Origin of the sequence: Streptomyces sp. NPDC091972, assembly GCF_044756385.1 — a bacterium.
Classification (GTDB): domain Bacteria; phylum Actinomycetota; class Actinomycetes; order Streptomycetales; family Streptomycetaceae; genus Streptomyces.
On record NZ_JBIVSV010000001.1, the window covers coordinates 406725 to 426713 of the forward strand.

A 19989-nucleotide genomic window follows, 5' to 3' on the forward strand; every position below is an offset into this window, starting at 1 on the left:
CCGGGCGGGCAGCGCTCGTGCCGGCTTCACCCCGATGTCCCCGCCCGGCTGCCGCTCCCGGCGTGCCCGCCGGGCCTGAGCATCTGGCTCATGGCCAGTTCGCGGTAGAGGGCGCTGTCGGCCAGCAGCTCCTCGTGGCGTCCGCCGGCGGCGGCGCGGCCGTCGTGCAGCACGACGATGTGGTCGGCATGCTGCACGGTGGACAGGCGGTGCGCGATGACCAGCAGGGCGCACTCCTGGGCGACGTCCTTCATGACGGCGGTGAGCGCCGACTCATTGACCGCATCGAGGTGGGAGGTGGGTTCGTCCAGCAGGAGCAGCGTGGGGCGGGCCAGCAACGCGCGGGCGAGGGCGACACGTTGGCGTTCGCCGCCGGAGAGGGTGCCGCCGCGTTCTCCGATGACGGCGTTCAGCCCGCCGGGCAGCCGGTCGACGACCTCCTCGAGTCGGGCCAGCTCCACGACGCGCCGGATCTCCGCGTCGGTGGCGTCGGGCACGGCGTAGGCGATGTTGTCGCGCAGGGTGCCGCGGACGACGTGCGCGTTCTGGTCGACGACGGCCATGCGTCTGCGGCATGCGGCACGGGTGAGTTCGGTCGCGGGCCGCCCGTCGAAGAGCACGTGGCCCGCGTCCGGTTCCCAGAACCTCGCCACCAGGGCGAACAACGTGCTCTTGCCGGCTCCGGACCGGCCCACCAGGGCGACGTGCTGCCGGTGCGCGACGCTGAACGAGACGCCGCGGAGGACCGGCCGGTCCGGGTCGTAGCCGAAGTGGACGTCGCGCAGGGTGAGGGCGGGCTGCTCGCGGGTGCCGGCCGGTCCGGCCGGCGGGGATGCGGGGACCGGGTCTCTCGGCACGCGCGGCGCGGTGGGCTCGACGGGCAGACGGAGTGTCTGGTCGATGCGCCGGTAGGCGCCCATCCCGCGCTGGACGAGGCCCATGGCATGGAAGACGGAGGACAGCGGCAGGACGAGGTACGAGGCGTACAGCAGGAAGGCGACGAGGTCGCCGAGGGAGCCGGCGTGCCCGTTGACCCGCAGGCTGCCGACGACCAGGACGATGAGGAAGGAGCCCTGGACGGCCAGTTCGACGGCGGGGCTCATGACCGCGGCGACCTTCGCGGTGCGCACCCCAGCGCCGTAGGCCGCCTCGACGCGTGCGCCGATGCCCGCCGCCTCGCGCTCCTCGGCGCAGTGCACCCGGACCATCGGCAGGGCGGCGAGGGCGCGTTCGAGGTCCGCGGCGACGGCACCGACCGAGTCCTGCATCTGTTCGGACGCGCTGCGGATGCGCGTCAGCAGCGCGGCGACGACCAGGGCCGCCGCGGCCACGGTGACGGCGACCATGAGCAGCAGCAGGGGGTCCAGCCACGCCATGAGGACGATCGCCCCCGCGGCGACGAGGCTGCCCGTCACCAGATCGACGAGGGCCTGCGACACGACCTCCCGGAGCAAGGTCGTGTCGGCCGTCACCCGGGAGATGAGATCGCCGCTCCGCTGGCGGTCGTACTCCCTCATCTCCAGCCGGAGCAGCCGCCCCACCAGCCCGTGCCGGAGCTGCCGTACGACTCGTTCGCCCATCCGCTCCAGGAGGAAGCGCCCGGCGGCTCCCGTCGCCGCTTCGGTGACGAACAGCGCGCCGAGCATCCCCAGCAGAGGCCACACGACCTGTCCGCGGCCGCTCGCGTCCACGACGTGCTTGGCGACGAGAGGCTGGGCCAGCCCGAGGGCGGAGCCCACGAGGGTCAGTGCGGTGGCGACGGCGATGGCGCTCCGGTGCCCGGCGGTGAGCCGGTACATCGTGACCACCGCCGTCCGGGTCGATCTGTCCCCCGCGGTGACCAGGGTCCGGCCGCCGGCCGGGATCGTCGTGTCGATCATCGGTCCGTCGGAGGTGACAGCGGGGCGACGGTCACCAGCCGGGCGAAGTAGCCCTCCGGTACGCCCTCTCCGACGGGCCTGCCCTCCGCCTCGATCCACGCGTGCGCGGTGAAGGGCGGGACGACGCGTACGCCGGTGCACCAGGTCGGCCACGTTCCGCCGAGCCGGCACAGCAGTGCCGCCCCCAGAGAGCGCGGCAGGCACCCCTTCGGTCCGGCGCAGCGCAGGCTGGCGGCGCACATGGCGTCGCGCGCGTCCTGGGCCTGCGTCGTGGTGGCCGGCGCGGCTCCGCGCCGCAGGATGCCGAGCACGGTGCGGATGCTGCGGGGAGGCAGGAGGGCGAGGGCGACGGCGGGGAGCAGGACGAGGCGCGCGGCCAGGCGCCGGGCCATGGGGACCCCGGTGGGGCGTTGCAGCGCGCTGGGCGTCGTCATGAGGCGAGCCCCGAGTTCCGCAGCTCCCGTACGAGCGTCTCGACGTCCTGCATGGCCTGCGCCTGGTCGATGTCGAACTCCCGGACCAGGGCAGCGGCCGCGTCCGACTCCTCGCCGCCGTCGAGCAGCGTCCGCACGACCAGGGTGGCGGTCGGGTTCAACTCCCAGTAGGCGCCGGCCCGTTCGTCCAGCAGCACCGTGCCGTAGTCCGTCTCGGCCGTGGAGACGTCGTCGCCGAACCGCAGGGGCATGTGGGGGCCTTTCTGACGTGGGGACGTGTGGTCAGGGGTGGGCAACACGGGCGCCGCTGCGGGCGAGTCCCCGCAGCCACACCTCGGCGGCGATCGTGGAGTAGAGGATGGCGTCGGACAGGCCCGGGGAGGCGGGCCGCCGGGCGAGGCGGCGGAGCTCGGCGCCGTCCACCAGGCCCAGCTCCTCCAGCCGCGAGTTCTCCCACAGCGCCAGCAGGTCGGCGCGGTGCTCCCGCAGCCCGTTGGAGGCGTCCATGGAGGCCGTGGCCTTGTTGGTCCGCCGCAGACATGCCTCGGGCACGATCCCGCGCATCGCGGCGCTCAGGACGGGCTTGTACGCCCAGGGCGTCACGCGCTCGCTCGGACGGACGGCGAGACAGGCCTCGACGACACGGTCGTCGAGGAAGGGGGAGGCCATCGGCAGTCCGGCGCGGGCCGCCATCCGGTCCCACTGCCGGATCACGCGGGTGCACGAGCGGATCTGTTCCAGGTCGGTGTGCAGTCCACGGTCCGGATGCAGCGGCGAGGCCGTCGCCGCCGCCGTGAGCAGTGCCCGGCGTGCCATCCGTTCGGCGTCGGGCGTCACCCAGTCGAACAGACGCGGGGCCATGCCCCAGCCGAGCCCCGTCGCGACGGACGCGGGCAGTGGGCCGCGCAGGTGCCGGGCGGAGTCGGCGAGCCACGTCCCGTACGGCCGGGAGTCGGCGAGAGCGCGGACCGTGCCGGCGAGCGGCCACTGCCACAGGGCCCTGAACCCTCGCAACTGCCGTACGGCGAACAGCGGTCGGGTGCGCAGCAGCCGGTGGTAGTACGCCTCGGAGCACCAGGCCACGTGGTCGCCGCCGATGCCGGTCAGATGCAGGCGGCTGCCGCGTGCGGCGAGGCCGGGCAGATGGTGCAGGACCCGGGAGCGGTCCATGACGCCGATGGTGGGCTCGTCGAGGAGGTCGTCGACGGCGAGCAGGTCCTCGTAGACCAGGGGCGACGCGTCGGCGTCCCAGACCACGTGCTCGACCTCCGGGAGGTGGCCCATCGCCTGTTCGGCCCAGTACAGGTCGGTGTCCGCCGGATCGCGTCCCGGCCAGGTACTGGCCACCACGTGGGCCGGGGAGCGGTCCGCGAGGAAGCAGACGGAGGTCGAGTCCAGGCCGCCGGAGAGATCACAGCTGACCACGCCGCCCTGCCGGGTGCGCGCGTCGACGGCCTCTCCCAGCGCCTCGCGGATGAGGGGCGCCGCCTCGGCGAGCGGCCGGACCGGCTCCGGCGGCGTCCACCACCGGGTGTGCCGCACGGTGCGCCCGTCCGCGGTGACGACCACGGCGTCCTGCGGGGGAACGGCGGTGACCGCGCGCCACAGGGACGTCTCGAACAGTGGATAGGGGGCGGGCCACAGCAGCCTCGTGGCCAGCTCTTCCACGTCGGGGTCGACGCCCAGGACGGCGGCGAGCGTGTCGGCACGGGTGGCGGCCACCCGCACGCCGTTGACCTCCGCGTGGAAGACGAGTCGCAGTCCGGAGGCGGTGCCCTGCATCCTGATCCGTCCGTCGAGGGCGCCGACGAGGTGGAAGCTGCCGGGAAGGGACCGGGCCAGTGCGTCGAGTTCCGCGAGATCGCGCAACCGTGCGACCCGGCGCCGCAGTTCGCCGGCTTCGACGGGGCAGCAGCCGACGACGGCCACAGCGGCGTATCCGGCGGTCGCCGTGACCATGTCGTCGGCGTGCCAGTGGCCGACCAGCCAGGGCCGGCCCGACGCATGCGCGAGGATCCGGCTTCCGGGGCGGGCGAAGGAGCGGGCCACGGCGGCCGCGTCCGCGTGGTCGGTGAAGACCGCGAAGTGCGCGTCGCCGGGGCCCGTCCCCGCACTTTCGTGCAGTTCAGTCATGACGTCGAGTCAAGGACCGTCGGTCAGTCAGTTCTTGCTCAGGATCAGCCGGTCGTTGCCGGAGCGCTGAAGGAGCCCCGTCTCCTTCCGGAAGGTGCCGAGCCGGACGAGCGTCGGTGCCTCATAGGCCTTCTTCATGACTACTCCTCAGGTGCAGGTTTCCCGACCACCTCCGTCGGTCCGCCCAGGCTCATCGGGAACCCGGGCCAGGAAGTGGGCGCAGCACCTAGCTAGCTTCAGACCGTGAGACCAGGGCAAGAGCGTCCATGAAGCTCAGATAATATGGAGAATTTGGACTTCTCGGATTGTGCACCGACTCCCCGGGACCGCTTTTGCACGGGATTATGTGGAGCGTCGGGTATGCGCTTGTTCAAAGAAGCGTTTCGACCTGAGTCCCGGCGGATGCCCGTTGTTCGTCCGGAAGTGCGCCGACGGCGGTCACGTGCAGCGCCGCCGGGCGCACTCCCGGCTCCTGGCCGTGCGCCGCTTTCCTTCGCCCCACCCTCCGGCACCCCCAGGGCCGCGGCCCGCCGGCACGAACGGACGGCACCGAGTCGCAGACCGGAGCGCGCGGCGGCGGGGCAGCGGGGCAGCGGACCGGGGCAGACCGGCAGGCCCCTCCCCGGCCCGCCCGTGCGCTTCCCTAGGACGTGTTCTGGGAGGTCTTTTGGCCGAAGACATGCCGATGTACAGTGACCGATGCCCCTGACCTGCAGAAAGCCGGCGGGGAGCCGTCTTCCAGGAGTCCAAAGTGCTGCGTACTCTGTTCAAGTCCAAGATCCACCGCGCCACCGTCACCCAGGCCGACCTGCACTACGTGGGATCGGTGACCATCGACGCGGATCTCCTCGACGCCGCCGACCTGCTGCCCGGTGAGCTCGTCCACATCGTCGACATCACCAACGGCGCCCGGCTGGAGACCTACGTCATCGAAGGGGAGCGCGGTTCCGGTGTGGTCGGCATCAACGGCGCCGCCGCCCATCTCGTCCACCCCGGCGATCTGGTGATCATCATCAGTTACGCTCAAGTGACCGACGCCGAGGCACGGGCACTGGAACCCCGGGTCGTGCACGTGGACCGCGACAACCGCATCCTCGCCCTGGGGGCCGATCCGTCGGAACCCGTGCCGGGTTCGGACCAGGAGCGCAGCCCGCATTCGGTGCCGGCCTGACCCCGTTCGACGACCTTCGGACCAGGAGCACGCCCATGAGCGACATCGAGATCCGCGACGACCGGCCGGCCGGAATGCTGGAGGCCCTCGGATCCGGGAGCGACGAAGTCGTCGGCCACATCCAGTACTTCGTCCTCGAATCCCCCGAGCGCGCCCTGGTCCCGGTCCACACCATCGTGGACCCGGCCCACGAGGGCCAGGGCATCGCGGGTTCCCTGGCCCGCGAGTTCTACGGCATCGCGGCCCGCGAGGGCGTCTCCGTCGCCCCTCTCTGCCCGTACGTCGTCAAGTGGGCCGCACGCCACCCCGAGGAGGCCCCCGCGGCGACCCCGGAACTGCTCAGGGCGGCGAAGCAGTGGCTGACGGCCCACCCCGAGGGCTTCTGAACGGACGCCGCACCGGCTCGCCTCGGCCCGCTCCGCCTGCATCGGCGGGGCGGGCCTTCGCGATGCCCCACGCGATCCCCCTCGTCACGCGAGTGGGTGACTGGCGGGAGGGGCGACGGGTACGCGGGGCAGTAGTCCAGAGCCGATGCCGACCGACTGGCTGGAGGACCTGATGACCGATCCGTACCCCGACCCCGTCCCCCCGGGCCCCACGCCCGGCCCCGGGCCGGTTCCCACGCCGGGGCCGGCGCCGGAGCCCCCGTCACCCCCGAACCCGACCCCGACTCCGGGCCCGGGCCCCGGTCCTGCGCCCGATCCGGTCCCGCCGGGCCCCGCGCCCGACCCTTCGCCGTCCCCGGTCCCGCCGGGACCCGAGCCGGTTCCCGACCCGGAGCCGGGACCGCCGCTCAGCTGACGGCGGGCGACAGACGGAAGGAGGGCCACCGGACGGTGGCCCTCCTTCCTGTCAGGGCCACGCTCAGCCGGTCACCTCGGACCGGTCCCCGCCCCACAGCGTGTGGAACGAGCCCTCGCGGTCGGTGCGCCGGTAGGTGTGCGCCCCGAAGAAGTCCCGCTGCCCCTGCGTCAGCGCCGCGGGCAGCCGCTCGGCGCGCAGCGCGTCGTAGTAGGCCAGCGCCGCCGCGAAGCCCGGCGTCGGCACTCCCTGCCGCGTCGCAGCCACGACGACCTCGCGCCAGTCGTCCTGCGCGTCGGCGATCTCCTGCGCGAAGGTGTCGTCGGAGAGCAGGCTGGGCAGGTCCGCGCGGGTGTCGTAGGCGGACCGGATGCGGTCGAGGAAGGCCGCGCGGATGATGCAGCCACCGCGCCAGATCGCCGAGACGGCGCCCAGGTCGATGTCCCAGTCGTACTCCTCGCGGGCGGCCGCGATCTCGTGGAAGCCCTGCGTGTACGACACGATCTTCGAGGCGTACAGCGCCTGCTCGACACGGTCGGCGAAGGCTCCCGCCTCGGCCTCCGGCAGCGGCGTCGCCTTGGGCCCGGCGAGGGAGCGGGACGCCTCCCGCAGCTCGGCGTGGCCGGACAGGGAGCGGGCGAAGACCGCCTCCGCGATGCCCGAGACCGGGACACCGAGGTCGAGGGCGATCTGCACGGTCCAGCGGCCGGTGCCCTTCTGCTCGGCCTGGTCCACCACCACGTCCACGAACGGCTTGCCCGTCTCCGCGTCCACGTGGGAGAGCACCTCGGCGGTGATCTCGATCAGGTACGAGTCCAGGCGGCCCGTGTTCCAGGTGCGGAAGATGTCGGCGATCTGCGCGGGGGAGTACCCGGCCACATCGCGCAGCAACTGGTAGGCCTCACCGATGAGCTGCATGTCGGCGTACTCGATGCCGTTGTGGACCATCTTCACGAAGTGCCCGGCCCCGTCGGGACCCACGTGGGTCACGCACGGAGCGCCGTCCTTCGCCTTCGCGGAGATCTTCTCCAGCATCGGGCCGAGCGAGTCGTACGACTCCTTCGGGCCGCCCGGCATGATGCTCGGGCCGTTGAGCGCGCCCTCCTCGCCGCCGGAGACGCCCATGCCGACGAAGTGGATGCCCTGCTCGCGCAGTTCGCGCTCCCGGCGCCGGGTGTCCGCGAAGTGCGCGTTGCCACCGTCGATGATCATGTCACCGGGCTCCAGCAGCGGCGCGAACTCCTGGATCACCGCGTCGGTCGGCTCCCCGGCCTTCACCATGATGACCAGCCGGCGCGGCCGCTCGAGGGCCGCCACGAACTCCTTGGCGGTCTCCGCCGCGATGAAGTCGCCCTCGCTCCCGAACTCCTCGACCAGGGCGTGCGTGCGCGACGCGGTCCGGTTGTGCAGGGCGACCGTATAGCCGTTGCGGGCGAAGTTGCGGGCGAGGTTGCGGCCCATGACCGCGAGGCCCGTGACACCGATCTGCGCTGTGTTGCTCATACCGCCTGCTCCCAAAAGATCCCGTGGATCGCGTAGGTCGTCTACCGCTGCCGGTCGTGCTTGTCAGTATCGTCCACCGGTCATCCTGGCCCGTCGGGGGACTGTCCGCACACCAGGGATACGGTTCGGGCGCCTCGTTGCGTTCAGCCGGACCCGCCGGTCGGGTGCGCGCCCCCACGCGGCCGGATGCCGTCTTGTCATGGCCTGTTCGCGGCGATTACTTTTGCCCCTCCTGGCGCATGACGCTTGTCTAGGGGGAGGCCTCCATGGCCGTACGCGGCCGGCACCGCCGGTATCAGCCGAACAGGATCAACCGGGCCTCGCTCACCGTCACCGCGGGCGGTGTCGGCATCGCGGTCCCGCTCATCGGCACCGGCACCGCACACGCCGCCGACGTGGACACCTGGAACAAGGTCGCCGCGTGCGAGTCCAGCAGCAACTGGAGCATCAACACCGGCAACGGCTATTACGGCGGGCTCCAGTTCACCCAGTCCACCTGGGAGGCGTACGGCGGCGCCCGGTACGCGCCGCGTGCGGATCTGGCCACCAGGGACCAGCAGATCGCGGTGGCGGAGAAGGTGCTGGACGGACAGGGGCCGGGCGCCTGGCCGACGTGTTCCGTGCGGGCCGGGCTGACGCGCGGGGGCTCCGCCCCGGACGTCCCGCCGCTCACGAAGAGGACGGCCTCCGTGCGGGACGTCCAGCCGCAGACCACCCCGCAGTCGCGGGCCGGGTCCGCCGAGATGTACACCGTGGTCCGGGGCGACTCGCTCTCCGGGATCGCCGACGCGCACAAGGTGCGGGGCGGCTGGCGGGGGCTGTACTCCGCCAACCGCGAGACCGTCGGGGCCGATCCCGACCTGATCCTGCCGGGCCAGCGGCTCAAGCTGCGGGCCGGCGCCGCCACGCCCACCACCACCGAGCACACCTCGACCCCGACGAGGAAGACCTCCTCCGGCACCGGGAAGAAGACCGAGAAGGCCGCGGACACCGGCCTGGTCGCCCCCGTGAACGCCTCCCTCGGGACCCCGTACCACAAACAGGGCTCGGCCTGGTCGAAGGGCTACCACACCGGTGTCGACTTCGCCGTGCCCACCGGGACCTCCGTGAGGGCGGTGGCGGCCGGCAAGGTCGTCACCTCGGGCTGGGGCGGCTCCTTCGGTTACCAGGTGGTCATCCGGCACGCCGACGGCCGCTACACGCAGTACGCCCACCTGTCCGCGATCTCCGTGAAGGCCGGACAGAGCGTGGGTCCCGGCCAGCGCATCGGCCGGTCGGGCTCCACGGGCAACAGCACGGGCCCGCATCTGCACTTCGAGGTGCGGACGGGGCCCGGCTTCGGCAGCGACATCGACCCGGTGGCGTACCTCCGGGCCGGCGGCATCAGGATTTGACGCGGGTCCGGTGCCGGTCCAGTACCGGCATCGGGATGTACGCCGCGCCGTAGAACGGGCCGTAGTACGCCGGGGGCTGGCCTCCCGGGTCCGCGAGCTCCTCGGACGGGCCGTCCCTCCGTGCCGTCCCGGGGGCGGCGGGAGCCGGCACGAGCAGTTCCTCGCGCAGGGCGGCGACCTGTTCGACCAGCACGCTCTCGCGCACGAGCGCGTCGGCCGGCTCCTCGGCGGGCGCCGGGACGAACACGTCGACGTCGTCGAGGTCCGCGGCCTCGGCGGGCTCGCCGTGGGTGCGCTGGATGCGCTCCGTCGTCAGCAGGATCAGGCCGCCCGCCGCCACCACACCGCAGCTCAGGGCGAGCGCGGTGCCCGTGGTGCCGTAGCGGAAGGTCTCCCCGAACATCGTGATGCCGACCACGGCCGCCACCACCGGGTTCACGACCGTCAGCGTCGCCAGCGGAGCCGCGAGACCGGCGCCGCGGTAGGAGGCCTGCGACAGCATCAGTCCGGCGGTGGCCAGGACACCGATCGCGGCCAGTGAGGGCAGGTCCGTCGCCGAGACGCCACCGCTCCAGTCGACGGCGACCGTCTTGGTGAACACCGAGGACATGCCGAACGCTATGCCGGACGCGGTCGCGAGCAGCACGCTGCGCACCACCGGGTGCCGGTGTGCGGCCCGGCCCGCGATCATCAGCGCGACCACCGCGGCGGCCGTCACCAGCGCGGCGAACACCCGCTGGGTCGTGCCGAGCGAGTGCGCGTCGGAGGCGCCCACCAGGGAGAGCAGACCGGCCAGTCCCACCGTCGCCATGATCGCGCCCCGCCAGGCGGTCGCCCCGGCCCTGCGGCCGACGAACAGCGCGGCCATCGGCAGGGCGAACACGATCGTCAGGGCACCCAGCGGCTGGACCAGGCTGAGCGGACCGTAGGCGAGCGCCACCACGTGCAGGAGTCCGCCGAGGCCGTTCAGCGCGACCGCCGCCCACCAGCTCGGCCGGCGCAGCGGCGCGAACTGCTCGTCCGGGTGCGACACCGCGACCTGCTCCTGCACGATCGCTCCGCCCGCGTAGGCGACGGCGGAGACGAGGGAGAGGAGCACGGACAACGCGAGGGCACTCATGAGCAGCTCCTCTGCGTGAGGCGGGGGCGTGGCGCCCGGCGCGACGAAGGGTCGTCTTCCATGACCAACACGATGCCCGGAAAACTTCTTCCCGTCGTCGTCCCTGAGCAGGCAATGGGTCCTACTGCCGATGGAGTACGGAACGGCCCGTGTCCTCCCCAGGGCGGGTGACACGGAGGGGAGGGCCCCTGCTGGGCACCCCTAGGGGTCTTGGTACTACTGCTGGTCGTGGACCTCGACCCGGATCTGGTGGCGCTGCGACCGCTCGGCGCCTTCTTCGTCCTGCGCACGATCGGCGGCAGCCCCGCGGCACCGCGACCGGCGCTGCCGACCCTCGCACAAGTCTACGAGAACCGAGGATCGGATGTTTACGGAAATGCGCTGACTTTCCGGGTCCGGAAGGTGGCCGACGCCCTGCGCGCTCCCGAGCCCCGGATCGCGGCCTCGATCGCCCACCAGGGTCTCGCGGCCCGGCTGTGGTCGGTGGCGCTCGGCTGCGCCGTCCGGTACGGGCACATCCCCGACCTGGCCCCGCAGCGGCTGCTCTGGGACCCCGAGGCGAGCGCCCCCGACGATCTCCTGCTGGACGCGGTGGCACCGCTTCCGGCCGACGCCGAAACGATCTCCCGGGTCGTGCTGCACGGCCATCTCGAACCCCTGACGGCGACGCTGCACACGGACTACCGGCTGGCCACCGGACTGCTGTGGGGCAACGCCGCCTCGGCGCTCACGGGAGCCGTCCGCCAACTGGGCCACCACGGCGTCCGCGCCCTCGCGGCCGACCTCCTCACCCACCCCCTGCTCGCGGGGAGGCTCGACAGCGCCGCCCTCCGCCGCCGGAGCTGCTGTCTGTACTACCGGTTGCCGGGAGGTGGCGTGTGCGGTGACTGTTGTTTCACACGAGCCCCGCGCTCTTCCCCGCGCGGCGCATCTGGGTGACCATGAAAGCCGATCAGTCGAGACAGGGGGTTCCGGGTGCGAGTGGGCCTGCTGACCCGGGAGTACCCGCCGGACGTGTACGGCGGCGCGGGTGTCCATGTCGAGTTCCTGGCTCGGGAGTTGAGATCCCTCGTCGACCTGGACGTGCACTGCTGGGGCGAGGGCCGCACGGAGGGCGTGGTCCGGCACCGGCCGTGGTCCGCGCTGGACACCGCCAACGACGCGCTGCGCACCTTCTCCGTGGACCTCTCCATGGCCGCGGGCCTCGAAGGCCGTGAGCTGGTCCACTCCCACACCTGGTACGCCAACCTCGCCGGCCACCTCGGCAAGCTCCTGCACGGCATCCCGCACGTGATGACCGCCCACTCCCTGGAGCCCCTGCGCCCCTGGAAGGCCGAGCAGCTCGGCGGCGGATACGCGCTGTCGAGCTGGGCCGAACGCACCGCGATCGAGTCCGCCGACGCGGTGATCGCCGTCTCGGGAGCCATGCGCGAGGACATCCTGAGCTGCTACCCGGGGCTGGATCCGGCCAGGGTCCACATCGTGCACAACGGCATCGACACCACTCTCTACCGGCCCGACCACGGCACCGAGGTGCTGGACCGGATCGGCCTGGACCGGGACCGCCCGTTCGTGCTGTTCGTCGGCCGCATCACCCGCCAGAAGGGCGTGCCGCACCTGCTGCGCGCGGTGCGGGACATCGACCCGGCCGCGCAGGTCGTGCTGTGCGCGGGCGCCCCGGACACCCCGGAGATCGACCGGGAGTTCCGCGAGCTCTTCGAGCAGCTGAGCCGGGTCCGCGAGGGCGTGCACTGGATACCGCAGATGCTGCCGCGCCCCGAGGTGATCCAGCTCCTCACCCATGCCGCGGTCTTCGTGTGCCCCTCGGTGTACGAACCCCTCGGCATCGTCAACCTGGAGGCGATGGCCTGCGGGACCCCCGTGGTGGCCTCGCGGGTCGGCGGTATCCCCGAGGTCGTGGACGACGGCAGGACCGGACTGCTCGTGACCGTGGACGACGGGTTCGAAACGGCCCTCGCGGGGGCACTCGACTCCGTGATCGGCGATCCGGCCACGGCACGGCGGATGGGCGAGGCGGGTCGGGAGCGCGCGGTGGGCGAGTTCGGCTGGGACGCGGTCGCGCGGCGCACGGTCCGGCTCTACGAGGAGATCGTCAAACAGGCGTAGCTGGCCCCCGGCAAGGGCAGGCATCGGTCACGGACCAGGTGAGGGGAGCGGCCATGCGTCGTGGCGGACCTTCGGTGCTCGGCATCGTACTCGCGGGCGGAGAAGGCAAACGCCTGATGCCCCTGACCACGGACCGCGCCAAACCGGCGGTCACCTTCGGAGGCACCTACCGGCTGGTCGACTTCGTCCTGTCCAACCTCGTCAACGCCGACATCCTGCGCATCTGCGTGCTCACGCAGTACAAGTCGCACTCGCTGGACCGGCACATCACGACCACCTGGCGGATGTCGAGCCTGCTCGGCAACTACATCACGCCGGTGCCCGCCCAGCAGCGTCTGGGACCGCGCTGGTACCTGGGCAGCGCGGACGCGATCCTGCAGTCGCTGAACCTGATCTACGACGAGCGCCCCGAGTACGTCGCGGTGTTCGGTGCCGACCACGTGTACCGCATGGACCCTCGGCAGATGCTCGCGCAGCACATCGAGTCCGGTGCGGGCGTCACCGTGGCCGGCATCCGCGTGCCGCGCTCCGAGTCCCCGTCGTTCGGGGTGATCTCCCCGGCCTCGGACGGTCTCACGGTGGAGCGCTTCCTGGAGAAGCCCGCCGACCCGCCCGGCCTCGCGGACGACCCCGAGTGCGTGTTCGCCTCGATGGGCAACTACATCTTCACCACCAAGGCCCTCATCGAGGCGCTCCAGCGGGACTCCGAGGACGAGCACTCCGTCCACGACATGGGCGGTTCGATCCTCCCGCAGCTCACCGACCGCGGCGAGGCCCAGCTCTACGACTTCAGCGCCAACCACGTGCCCGGCGAGACCACCCGGGACCGCGGCTACTGGCGGGACGTCGGCACCCTGGACGCCTACTACGACGCCCACATGGACCTGATCGCCGAGCGCCCCGCGTTCAACCTCTACAACCGGCAGTGGCCCATCTACACCCACTCCGGCCAGCTCTCCCCGGCCCGCTTCAACGCCGGCGGCATCGCCAGCGAGTCCATCATCAGCGCGGGCTGCCTCATCCGCGGCCAGGTCACCCGGTCCGTGCTCTCACCCGGTGTCCTGGTCGACCCGGGGGCCGTCGTCCAGGGCTCGGTCCTGCACGACAACGTGAAGATAGGCCGGGGCGCGGTGGTCCGCGGGGCCGTCCTCGACAAGAACGTCGAGGTGCCGCCGGGCGCCACGATCGGGGTGAACCCGGAGCGGGACGCGGAACTGTACACGGTGTCCAAGGGCGGGGTGATCGCGCTCGGGAAGGGGCAGCTCGTGTCCTAGGCCCCGGCCGGCTCGGCCCGCCCTCGTGGGGAGTGCCCCGCGGGGGCGTGGACCGCGTCGCCCTCGTGGCACACCTCGTCGTCCCCGGACAGACTTGTCATGTCCCTGGACGGGAAGCCGAATCCGTGTTGTCATGCCAACTCCTGCCCATGACAACGTTGTTATGGAGGCTTCCATGCACCGCAGGCACCTCACCCGCCTCAGAGGCCGGCTGGCGTTACTGTTCGCCGCGCTCCTCGGGATCGCCGGCCTGACCGCGGCGCCCGCCCTGGCCGACGACCCCGTCGAGGCCCACGGCCTCAAGGGCGAGTACTGGACCCAGTCCGCCCCCGGCGCCTTCGACTTCCACGAGCTGAAGGCGACCACCTTCGACCCGAACCTCGACTTCGACAACCTCGAACCCCGCCTCGCCGCCGCGACCGGCCGCGCGGACGACGTCAGCGTCCGCTGGACCGGCAGGCTCGTCCCGACGGCGTCCGGGCCCCACACCTTCTCCGTCATCGGCGACAACGGCTTCCGCCTGTGGCTCGGCGGACAGCTCCTCATCGACCACTGGGTCGACGACTGGGACCGCGAACAGACCGCGCAGCCGGTCGAGTTGGCCGCCGGGCAGTCCTACGACATCAAGGTCGAGTACTTCGAGCACTACGGCGGCTCCAACCTCCACCTGCGCTGGATCCGGCCCGGCGGCACCAAGGAGTCGGTCCCGCAGTCCGCGTTCCGGCTCCCCGAGGGCTACGACTACGACGGACCGGTCGCGACCACGGTCCTCGGCACCGGCCGCACCCTGAAGCTCGACTTCGCCCAGCCGCTCGCCGCGCCTCCGGCCGGCCTCACCGACCACCTCCAGGCGGTGATCGGCGGCGCCAAGTGGCCCCTGGGCACGGCGAAACAGGACCCGCGCGATCCCCGAGTGCTTCTGGTCGAGCTCGCCGAACCCGTCGTGGGCAACAGAACCGGCACCGCACGCGGCACCGCCGACCTCCGCTACGACGGCCGGGGCGGGCTCACCGGCGCCGACGGCAACGTTGTCAAGGCGTTCTGGAGCAGTGGCGCCAACCGTTCGACGTACGAGCTGCGCACGAAGTGGGCCGACGAGGTGGGCCCCGGCAACGCCCATCCCGAGTACCCCCGCCCGCAGTTGACCCGCGACCAATGGCGGAACCTCAACGGCCGCTGGCAGTTCGCCGCCGCCGAGGCCGGTGAACGGCCGCCGGTGGGCCGGGACCTGGCCGAGCGCATCCTCGTCCCGTACCCGGTCGAGTCCCAGCTCTCCGGCCTGGAACGGCACGAGGACCGCATGTGGTACCGCCGCACCTTCACCGTCCCGGCCGACTGGCACATCGGCTCCGGCAAGCGGCTGCGGCTCAACTTCGGTGCCGTCGACTGGCGGTCCGAGGTCTACGTCAACGGCACCAGGGTCGCCGAACACACCGGCGGCTACGACAAGTTCAGCGCCGACATCACCGACGCGCTGCGGCCGGGCCGCACCCAGGAGCTGATCGTCGGCGTGTACGACCCCACCGACGCGGCCGACGGCGAGAACCCGCCGCTCGGCAAGCAGCGCCTCGACCCGAGCGGCATCTGGTACACCCCGTCCTCCGGCATCTGGCAGACCGTCTGGATGGAGCCCGTCGCCCGCGACCACGTCGACTCCCTGAAGCTGACCCCCGACGTGCCCACCGGACGGCTCACGGTGGAGGCGCAGGGCGTCCGCGACGGCGTACCGGTCACGGCGACGGCGTACGACGGGAAGCGGAAGGTCGCCACGGCCCGCGGCCGGACCGGGCAGCCGCTCACCCTGACCCTCACCGACCCGCACCTGTGGTCGCCCGACGACCCCTTCCTGTACGGCCTGAAGGTGACCGTCGGCACCGACCGCGTCGGCAGCTACTTCGGGATGCGCTCCATCGCCGTCGAGAACGTGGACGGCACCCCGCGCACGGTCCTCAACGGCGAGCCGGTCTTCATGATGGCCACCCTCGACCAGGGCTTCTGGCCCGACGGCCTGCACACCGCACCCACCGACGAGGCCCTCGCGTACGACCTGAAGGTGCACAAGCGGCTCGGCTTCAACGCCGTCCGCAAGCACATCAAGGTCGAACCCGACCGCTGGTTCTACTGGGCCGACCGGCTGGGCCCGATGGTGTGGCAGGACATGCCCGCCATGACCGCCGGGGTGAATCCGAGCCCCGCCGCCCGCGCGGAGTACGAGCGCGAGATGAAACAGATGATCGACGAACACATCAGCAGCCCGTCGGTCGTCATGTGGGTGACCTTCAACGAGGGCTGGGGGCAGTACGACGTCGGCCGGGTCGCCGAACAGGCCAAGGACTGGGACCCGACCCGCCTGGTCAACAACCAGTCGGGGCTCAACCTCGGCGCCGATGGGAACGCCGGCGACATCATGGACGAGCACGGCTATCCCAGCCCCGCCCTGCCGCCCCACCCGGACGGCCGACGTGCCCTGGTCAGCGGCGAGTACGGCGGTCTCGGCCTGGCGGTGCCCGGGCACGCCTGGTCGGTCCAGCAGTCCTACGTCGACGTCGATCCGGCGACCTACACCGACGACTACCTGGCCAAGCTCGACGAGGTGCGTGCCCTGGCCTGCCGCGGTGGCAACGGCGCCGTCTACACCCAGATCTCGGACGTCGAGGGTGAGCTGAACGGGCTGCTCACCTACGACCGGAAGGTCCTGAAACCGGACGCCGGGCGGGTCAGGGCCGCGCACCAGGCCCTCATCCGTGACGCGTCCCGGGCTGCCCCGGCTGGGTGCTGATCACCCTCCGATGAGCCCATCCGCACCATGTGTCCCGCCCCTTTCACCGGGGGCGGGACTTAATCTGGTGTTAACTGAGCGTAGCTTGATCGTACTTGACCGTAATCGCCGGAGGGCGATTGACTGCTGGTCCACCTGTTGTCGACGCGAGGCAAGGCATTGACTTCCGACCTGCTGGCCCCTCTCGACCTGGCGTTCTGGAACATGGAATCCGCCGAGCACCCGATGCACCTGGGAGCGCTCGGCGTCTTCACGGCGCACTCGCCCACCGCCGGCGCCCACGCGGCCGACCTGCTCGCGGGCCGCGCCGCCGCCGTCCCCGGACTGCGGATGCGCATCCGGGACGTGTGGCCGCTCGGCTTCCCGTACGCCTTCGGGGGAGCCGCCCGCGTCCCCGACCCCGACTTCGACCCGCTCCGGCACGTCCTGCTGCACGCCCCGACGGCGGACTTCCACGCCGAGGCCGGACGGCTCATGCAGCGGCCGCTGGACCGCGAGCGCCCGCCTTGGGAGGCGCACGTGCTGCCGGGGGAGGACGGGGCCTCCTTCGCGGTGCTGTTCAAGTTCCACCACGCCCTCGCCGACGGACTGCGGGCACTGACGCTCGCCGCCGCCGTCCTGGACCCGATGGACCTGCCCACCCCCCGGCCGCGCCCCGAGGAGCCCGCGAGGAAGCTGCTCCCGGACGTCCGCAGGCTCCCCGAGCTCGTCCGGGGGGCCGCCTCCGACCTGGGCCGCGCCCTCGACATCGGCGCCTCGGTCGCCCTGTCCTCCCTGGGCGCGCAGCCCTGCGCCGCCCTCACCTCCGAGGCGAGCGGCACCCGGCGCACCGCCGGAGTCGTCGTCGACCTCGACGACGTGCACCGCGTCCGCAAGAGCCGCGGCGGCACCGTCAACGACGTCCTGATCGCGGTCGTCGCGGGCGCCCTGCGCCGCTGGCTGGACGAGCGCGGCGACGGCAGCGAGGGCGTGGCCCCCCGCGCCCTGATCCCGGTCTCCAGGCGCCGTCCGCGCACCGCGCACCCCCAGGGCAACCGGCTCTCCGGGTACCTGGTGCGGCTCCCGGTCGACGACGCCGATCCGTTGGGCCGCCTCGACGCGGTCCGCACGGCCATGGACCGCAACAAGGACGCCGGACCCAACCGGGGCGCCGGCGCGGTCGCCCTGCTCGCCGACCACGTCCCGGCCCTCGGCCACCGCCTCGGCGGGCCGCTGGCCGGTCAGGGCGCCCGGCTGTGGTTCGACATCCTCGTCACCAGCGTCCCGCTGCCCGGCATCGGCCTGAAGCTCGGCGGCAACCCGGTCACCGAGGTCTACCCCTTCGCCCCGCTCGCCCGCGGCCAGTCCCTCGCGGTCGCCATCTCGACCTACCGCGGACAGGTCCACTACGGCCTCGTCGCCGACGCGGAAGCGGTGCCTGACCTGGACCTGCTGGCCCGGGCGCTGACCGAGGAGGTGGCGGAACTGCTGGTCGCCTGCGGTTCTTGATCGTTTCCGGTTTCTGGCGGGGCCCCACGCTGAAGTAAAATTCCGCGTTCGACCAGCGGACGCGGCCACAGCCGCACGGGTGACCAGGGAAACGGCAGCGCGATGACGGTGACAGAGGACGGCTCGGCCACGACCACGGACGAGGTCGTGCGCGAACCCGGTGACGAGGGCGTCTTCGGCCCCGGCATCGACCCGGAGCGGCTGGCCGTCTGCCTCAGCGTGCTCGACGAGCTCGACAAGCTGGAGGTCGACCACCCCGACGCGATCGCCGTGCGCCGCGCCACCGCCGGGATCTACCGGACAGTGAAGCAGCGCCGCCGGCAGGAGCGCCGGGCCGCCAAGACCGCCCACGACAAGGCGGTCACGGAGGCCACGGCGACCGGCTCCGCCCAGCGCATCGACGACGAGACCGAGGGCATCCTGCCGCAGTCGCGGACCGAGGAGGGCAGGATCGCGGGGATACTCCAGCGCCCGCGCTCCTGCTACACCTGCAAGACCCGGTACGTCGAGGTCGACTACTTCTACCACCAGCTCTGTCCGGACTGCGCCGCCCTGAACCGCGCCAAGCGCGACGCCCGCGCCGACCTCACCGGCAAGCGCGCCCTGCTCACCGGCGGCCGCGCCAAGATCGGCATGTACATCGCGCTGCGCCTGCTGCGCGACGGCGCGCACACCACGATCACCACCCGGTTCCCGAAGGACGCCATCCGCCGCTTCAAGGCCATGGACGACTCCGCGGACTGGCTGCACCGCCTGGAGGTCGTCGGCATCGACCTGCGCGACCCGGCGCAGGCCGTGGCCCTCGCCGAGCGGGTCGCCGAGGCGGGCCCGCTCGACATCCTCGTCAACAACGCGACCCAGACCGTACGCCGGCTGCCCTCCGCCTACGCCGCCCTGGTCGACGGCGAGAGCGCCCCGCTGCCCGCCGGTGAGCTCCCCGCCCACCACGTCATCGGCGCCTTCGGCTCCGGCGCGGTCGACGGACTCGCCTCCCTGCCCGCCGGGATCTCCGGCCTCGACGCCCAGCAGGTCGCCGACCTCGCCCTGGTCGCGGGCAACGCCAGCGTCGCCCGGCACCTCGACGGCACCGCCATCGACGCGGGCGGCCTCGTCCCCGACGTCGTGGACAGCAACACCTGGGTCCAGACCATCGACCAGATCTCCCCGGTGGAGCTCCTGGAGACCCAGCTCTGCAACTACACGTCCCCGTTCATCCTGATCAGCGCGCTGCGCCCGGCCATGGCCGACGCCGCGAAGAAGGCGGCCAGCAAACGCGCCTACGTCGTGAACGTCTCGGCGATGGAGGGCGTCTTCGGCCGCGGCTACAAAGGCGCCGGCCACCCCAACACCAACGCCGCCAAGGCGGCCATGAACATGGTCACGCGGACCAGCGCCCAGGAGATGTTCCAGACCGACGGCATCCTGATGACCTCGGTCGACACCGGCTGGATCACCGACGAGCGCCCCCACTTCGACAAGCTCCGCCTCGCCGAGGAGGGCTTCCACGCCCCTCTGGACCTGGTCGACGGCGCGGCCCGCGTCTACGACCCGATCGTGCGCGGCGAGGACGGCGAGGACGTCTACGGGGTCTTCCTGAAGGACTACGCGCCCGGCAAGTGGTGAGCCACCGGCAGCGCGTGTGGCCTGGTCCCGGCGGGGCACCCGGGGGCCGGGCACAGCGCACCGGGAGGTTCTCATGAGCGACTCGCACGGCGTCGATCCGCGCGCCCACAGTGATCCGCGCAACGTCTATCCGAGCGATGAGGAGTTCTACCGGGGTGACCGTCCCCGCGACGCGGTCCTGCCCGAGGACCGGCCTCGTGGTGGCGGCACGTCACACCGCGGCAGGCTCTTCACGGTGGTGCTGATCGCCTTCATCGCCCTG

At 72.2% G+C, this 19989-nt stretch carries 16 protein-coding genes; 9 read left to right on the plus strand and 7 right to left on the minus strand.

Annotation, left to right across the window (positions count from 1 at the left end):
* Window positions 1-26 precede the first annotated feature (26 nt).
* Genes ACIQJT_RS01870 through ACIQJT_RS01890 form a run of 5 tightly spaced genes read right to left on the minus strand, consistent with a single transcriptional unit; the run spans window position 27 to window position 4585 of the window.
* Window positions 27-1880: an ABC transporter ATP-binding protein gene (locus ACIQJT_RS01870; RefSeq protein WP_402639029.1), complete on the minus strand. Its 1854-nt coding sequence runs from the start codon at window positions 1878-1880 to the stop codon at window positions 27-29.
* Complete coding sequence (locus ACIQJT_RS01875; RefSeq protein WP_365454766.1) at window positions 1877-2314, minus strand: lasso peptide biosynthesis B2 protein; 438 nt, start codon at window positions 2312-2314, stop codon at window positions 1877-1879. Before ACIQJT_RS01875 ends, ACIQJT_RS01870 begins: the two co-directional genes overlap by 4 nt.
* Window positions 2311-2565, minus strand: coding sequence for a lasso peptide biosynthesis PqqD family chaperone (locus ACIQJT_RS01880; protein ID WP_266511736.1), 255 nt, complete (start codon window positions 2563-2565; stop codon window positions 2311-2313). The genes ACIQJT_RS01875 and ACIQJT_RS01880 overlap by 4 nt, the downstream gene beginning before the upstream one ends.
* A gap of 31 nt (window positions 2566-2596) precedes the next feature.
* Complete coding sequence (locus ACIQJT_RS01885; RefSeq protein WP_402639032.1) at window positions 2597-4447, minus strand: lasso peptide isopeptide bond-forming cyclase; 1851 nt, start codon at window positions 4445-4447, stop codon at window positions 2597-2599.
* A 27-nt stretch (window positions 4448-4474) separates the two neighbouring features.
* Window positions 4475-4585 (minus strand): keywimysin-related RiPP, encoded by a 111-nt coding sequence (locus tag ACIQJT_RS01890; protein WP_107047813.1) that lies wholly within the window; start codon window positions 4583-4585, stop codon window positions 4475-4477.
* Window positions 4586-5198: 613 nt separating this feature from the next.
* Here ACIQJT_RS01890 and panD point away from each other — a divergent pair.
* Entirely contained in the window at window positions 5199-5618 is a 420-nt protein-coding gene (panD, locus tag ACIQJT_RS01895; RefSeq protein WP_365454776.1) for an aspartate 1-decarboxylase, read from the plus strand.
* Between the two features lie 35 nt (window positions 5619-5653).
* Window positions 5654-6004, plus strand: a complete 351-nt coding sequence (locus ACIQJT_RS01900) for a GNAT family N-acetyltransferase (protein WP_402639034.1) — start codon at window positions 5654-5656, stop codon at window positions 6002-6004.
* Window positions 6005-6482: 478 nt separating this feature from the next.
* On the opposite strand, the gene gndA is transcribed toward ACIQJT_RS01900, so the two are convergent.
* On the minus strand, window positions 6483-7922 hold the full coding sequence (gene gndA, locus ACIQJT_RS01905; RefSeq protein ID WP_402639036.1) for an NADP-dependent phosphogluconate dehydrogenase: 1440 nt from the start codon (window positions 7920-7922) through the stop codon (window positions 6483-6485).
* A 266-nt stretch (window positions 7923-8188) separates the two neighbouring features.
* On the opposite strand from gndA, the gene ACIQJT_RS01910 reads away from it, so the two are divergent.
* Entirely contained in the window at window positions 8189-9316 is a 1128-nt protein-coding gene (locus ACIQJT_RS01910) for a transglycosylase family protein (protein ID WP_402639038.1), read from the plus strand.
* Here ACIQJT_RS01910 and ACIQJT_RS01915 read toward each other — a convergent pair.
* Window positions 9306-10436, minus strand: coding sequence for a DMT family transporter (locus ACIQJT_RS01915; RefSeq protein WP_402639040.1), 1131 nt, complete (start codon window positions 10434-10436; stop codon window positions 9306-9308). The two genes, ACIQJT_RS01910 and ACIQJT_RS01915, sit on opposite strands and share 11 nt — an antisense overlap.
* A gap of 210 nt (window positions 10437-10646) precedes the next feature.
* Between ACIQJT_RS01915 and ACIQJT_RS01920 the strand changes: the two genes are divergently transcribed.
* The 6 genes from ACIQJT_RS01920 (at window position 10647) to ACIQJT_RS01945 (ending at window position 19727) form a co-directional block, all read left to right on the plus strand.
* Window positions 10647-11375: a (2Fe-2S)-binding protein gene (locus ACIQJT_RS01920; protein WP_402639042.1), complete on the plus strand. Its 729-nt coding sequence runs from the start codon at window positions 10647-10649 to the stop codon at window positions 11373-11375.
* A gap of 36 nt (window positions 11376-11411) precedes the next feature.
* Window positions 11412-12563, plus strand: coding sequence for a glycogen synthase (gene glgA, locus ACIQJT_RS01925; protein ID WP_402639045.1), 1152 nt, complete (start codon window positions 11412-11414; stop codon window positions 12561-12563).
* A 53-nt stretch (window positions 12564-12616) separates the two neighbouring features.
* Window positions 12617-13837, plus strand: a complete 1221-nt coding sequence (glgC, locus tag ACIQJT_RS01930) for a glucose-1-phosphate adenylyltransferase (protein ID WP_053852805.1) — start codon at window positions 12617-12619, stop codon at window positions 13835-13837.
* Window positions 13838-14012: 175 nt separating this feature from the next.
* Window positions 14013-16616: a PA14 domain-containing protein gene (locus tag ACIQJT_RS01935; RefSeq protein ID WP_402639047.1), complete on the plus strand. Its 2604-nt coding sequence runs from the start codon at window positions 14013-14015 to the stop codon at window positions 16614-16616.
* A 159-nt stretch (window positions 16617-16775) separates the two neighbouring features.
* A complete protein-coding gene (locus ACIQJT_RS01940; protein ID WP_365454800.1) occupies window positions 16776-18104 on the plus strand; it encodes a wax ester/triacylglycerol synthase family O-acyltransferase in 1329 nt (442 codons plus the stop codon).
* 102 nt (window positions 18105-18206) lie between these two features.
* Window positions 18207-19727: an SDR family NAD(P)-dependent oxidoreductase gene (locus tag ACIQJT_RS01945; protein ID WP_365454803.1), complete on the plus strand. Its 1521-nt coding sequence runs from the start codon at window positions 18207-18209 to the stop codon at window positions 19725-19727.
* Window positions 19728-19989 lie beyond the last annotated feature (262 nt).

Bases quoted from the DNA above. Each gene is read 5' to 3' on its own strand.
- ACIQJT_RS01870 (WP_402639029.1), bottom strand. From the start codon at position 1,880: ATGATCGACACGACGATCCCGGCCGGCGGCCGGACCCTGGTCACCGCG.
- ACIQJT_RS01875 (WP_365454766.1), bottom strand. From the start codon at position 2,314: ATGACGACGCCCAGCGCGCTGCAACGCCCCACCGGGGTCCCCATGGCC.
- ACIQJT_RS01880 (WP_266511736.1), bottom strand. From the start codon at position 2,565: ATGCCCCTGCGGTTCGGCGACGACGTCTCCACGGCCGAGACGGACTAC.
- ACIQJT_RS01885 (WP_402639032.1), bottom strand. From the start codon at position 4,447: ATGACTGAACTGCACGAAAGTGCGGGGACGGGCCCCGGCGACGCGCAC.
- ACIQJT_RS01890 (WP_107047813.1), bottom strand. From the start codon at position 4,585: ATGAAGAAGGCCTATGAGGCACCGACGCTCGTCCGGCTCGGCACCTTC.
- ACIQJT_RS01900 (WP_402639034.1), top strand. From the start codon at position 5,654: ATGAGCGACATCGAGATCCGCGACGACCGGCCGGCCGGAATGCTGGAG.
- gndA (WP_402639036.1), bottom strand. From the start codon at position 7,922: ATGAGCAACACAGCGCAGATCGGTGTCACGGGCCTCGCGGTCATGGGC.
- ACIQJT_RS01910 (WP_402639038.1), top strand. From the start codon at position 8,189: ATGGCCGTACGCGGCCGGCACCGCCGGTATCAGCCGAACAGGATCAAC.
- ACIQJT_RS01915 (WP_402639040.1), bottom strand. From the start codon at position 10,436: ATGAGTGCCCTCGCGTTGTCCGTGCTCCTCTCCCTCGTCTCCGCCGTC.
- glgC (WP_053852805.1), top strand. From the start codon at position 12,617: ATGCGTCGTGGCGGACCTTCGGTGCTCGGCATCGTACTCGCGGGCGGA.
- ACIQJT_RS01935 (WP_402639047.1), top strand. From the start codon at position 14,013: ATGCACCGCAGGCACCTCACCCGCCTCAGAGGCCGGCTGGCGTTACTG.
- ACIQJT_RS01945 (WP_365454803.1), top strand. From the start codon at position 18,207: ATGACGGTGACAGAGGACGGCTCGGCCACGACCACGGACGAGGTCGTG.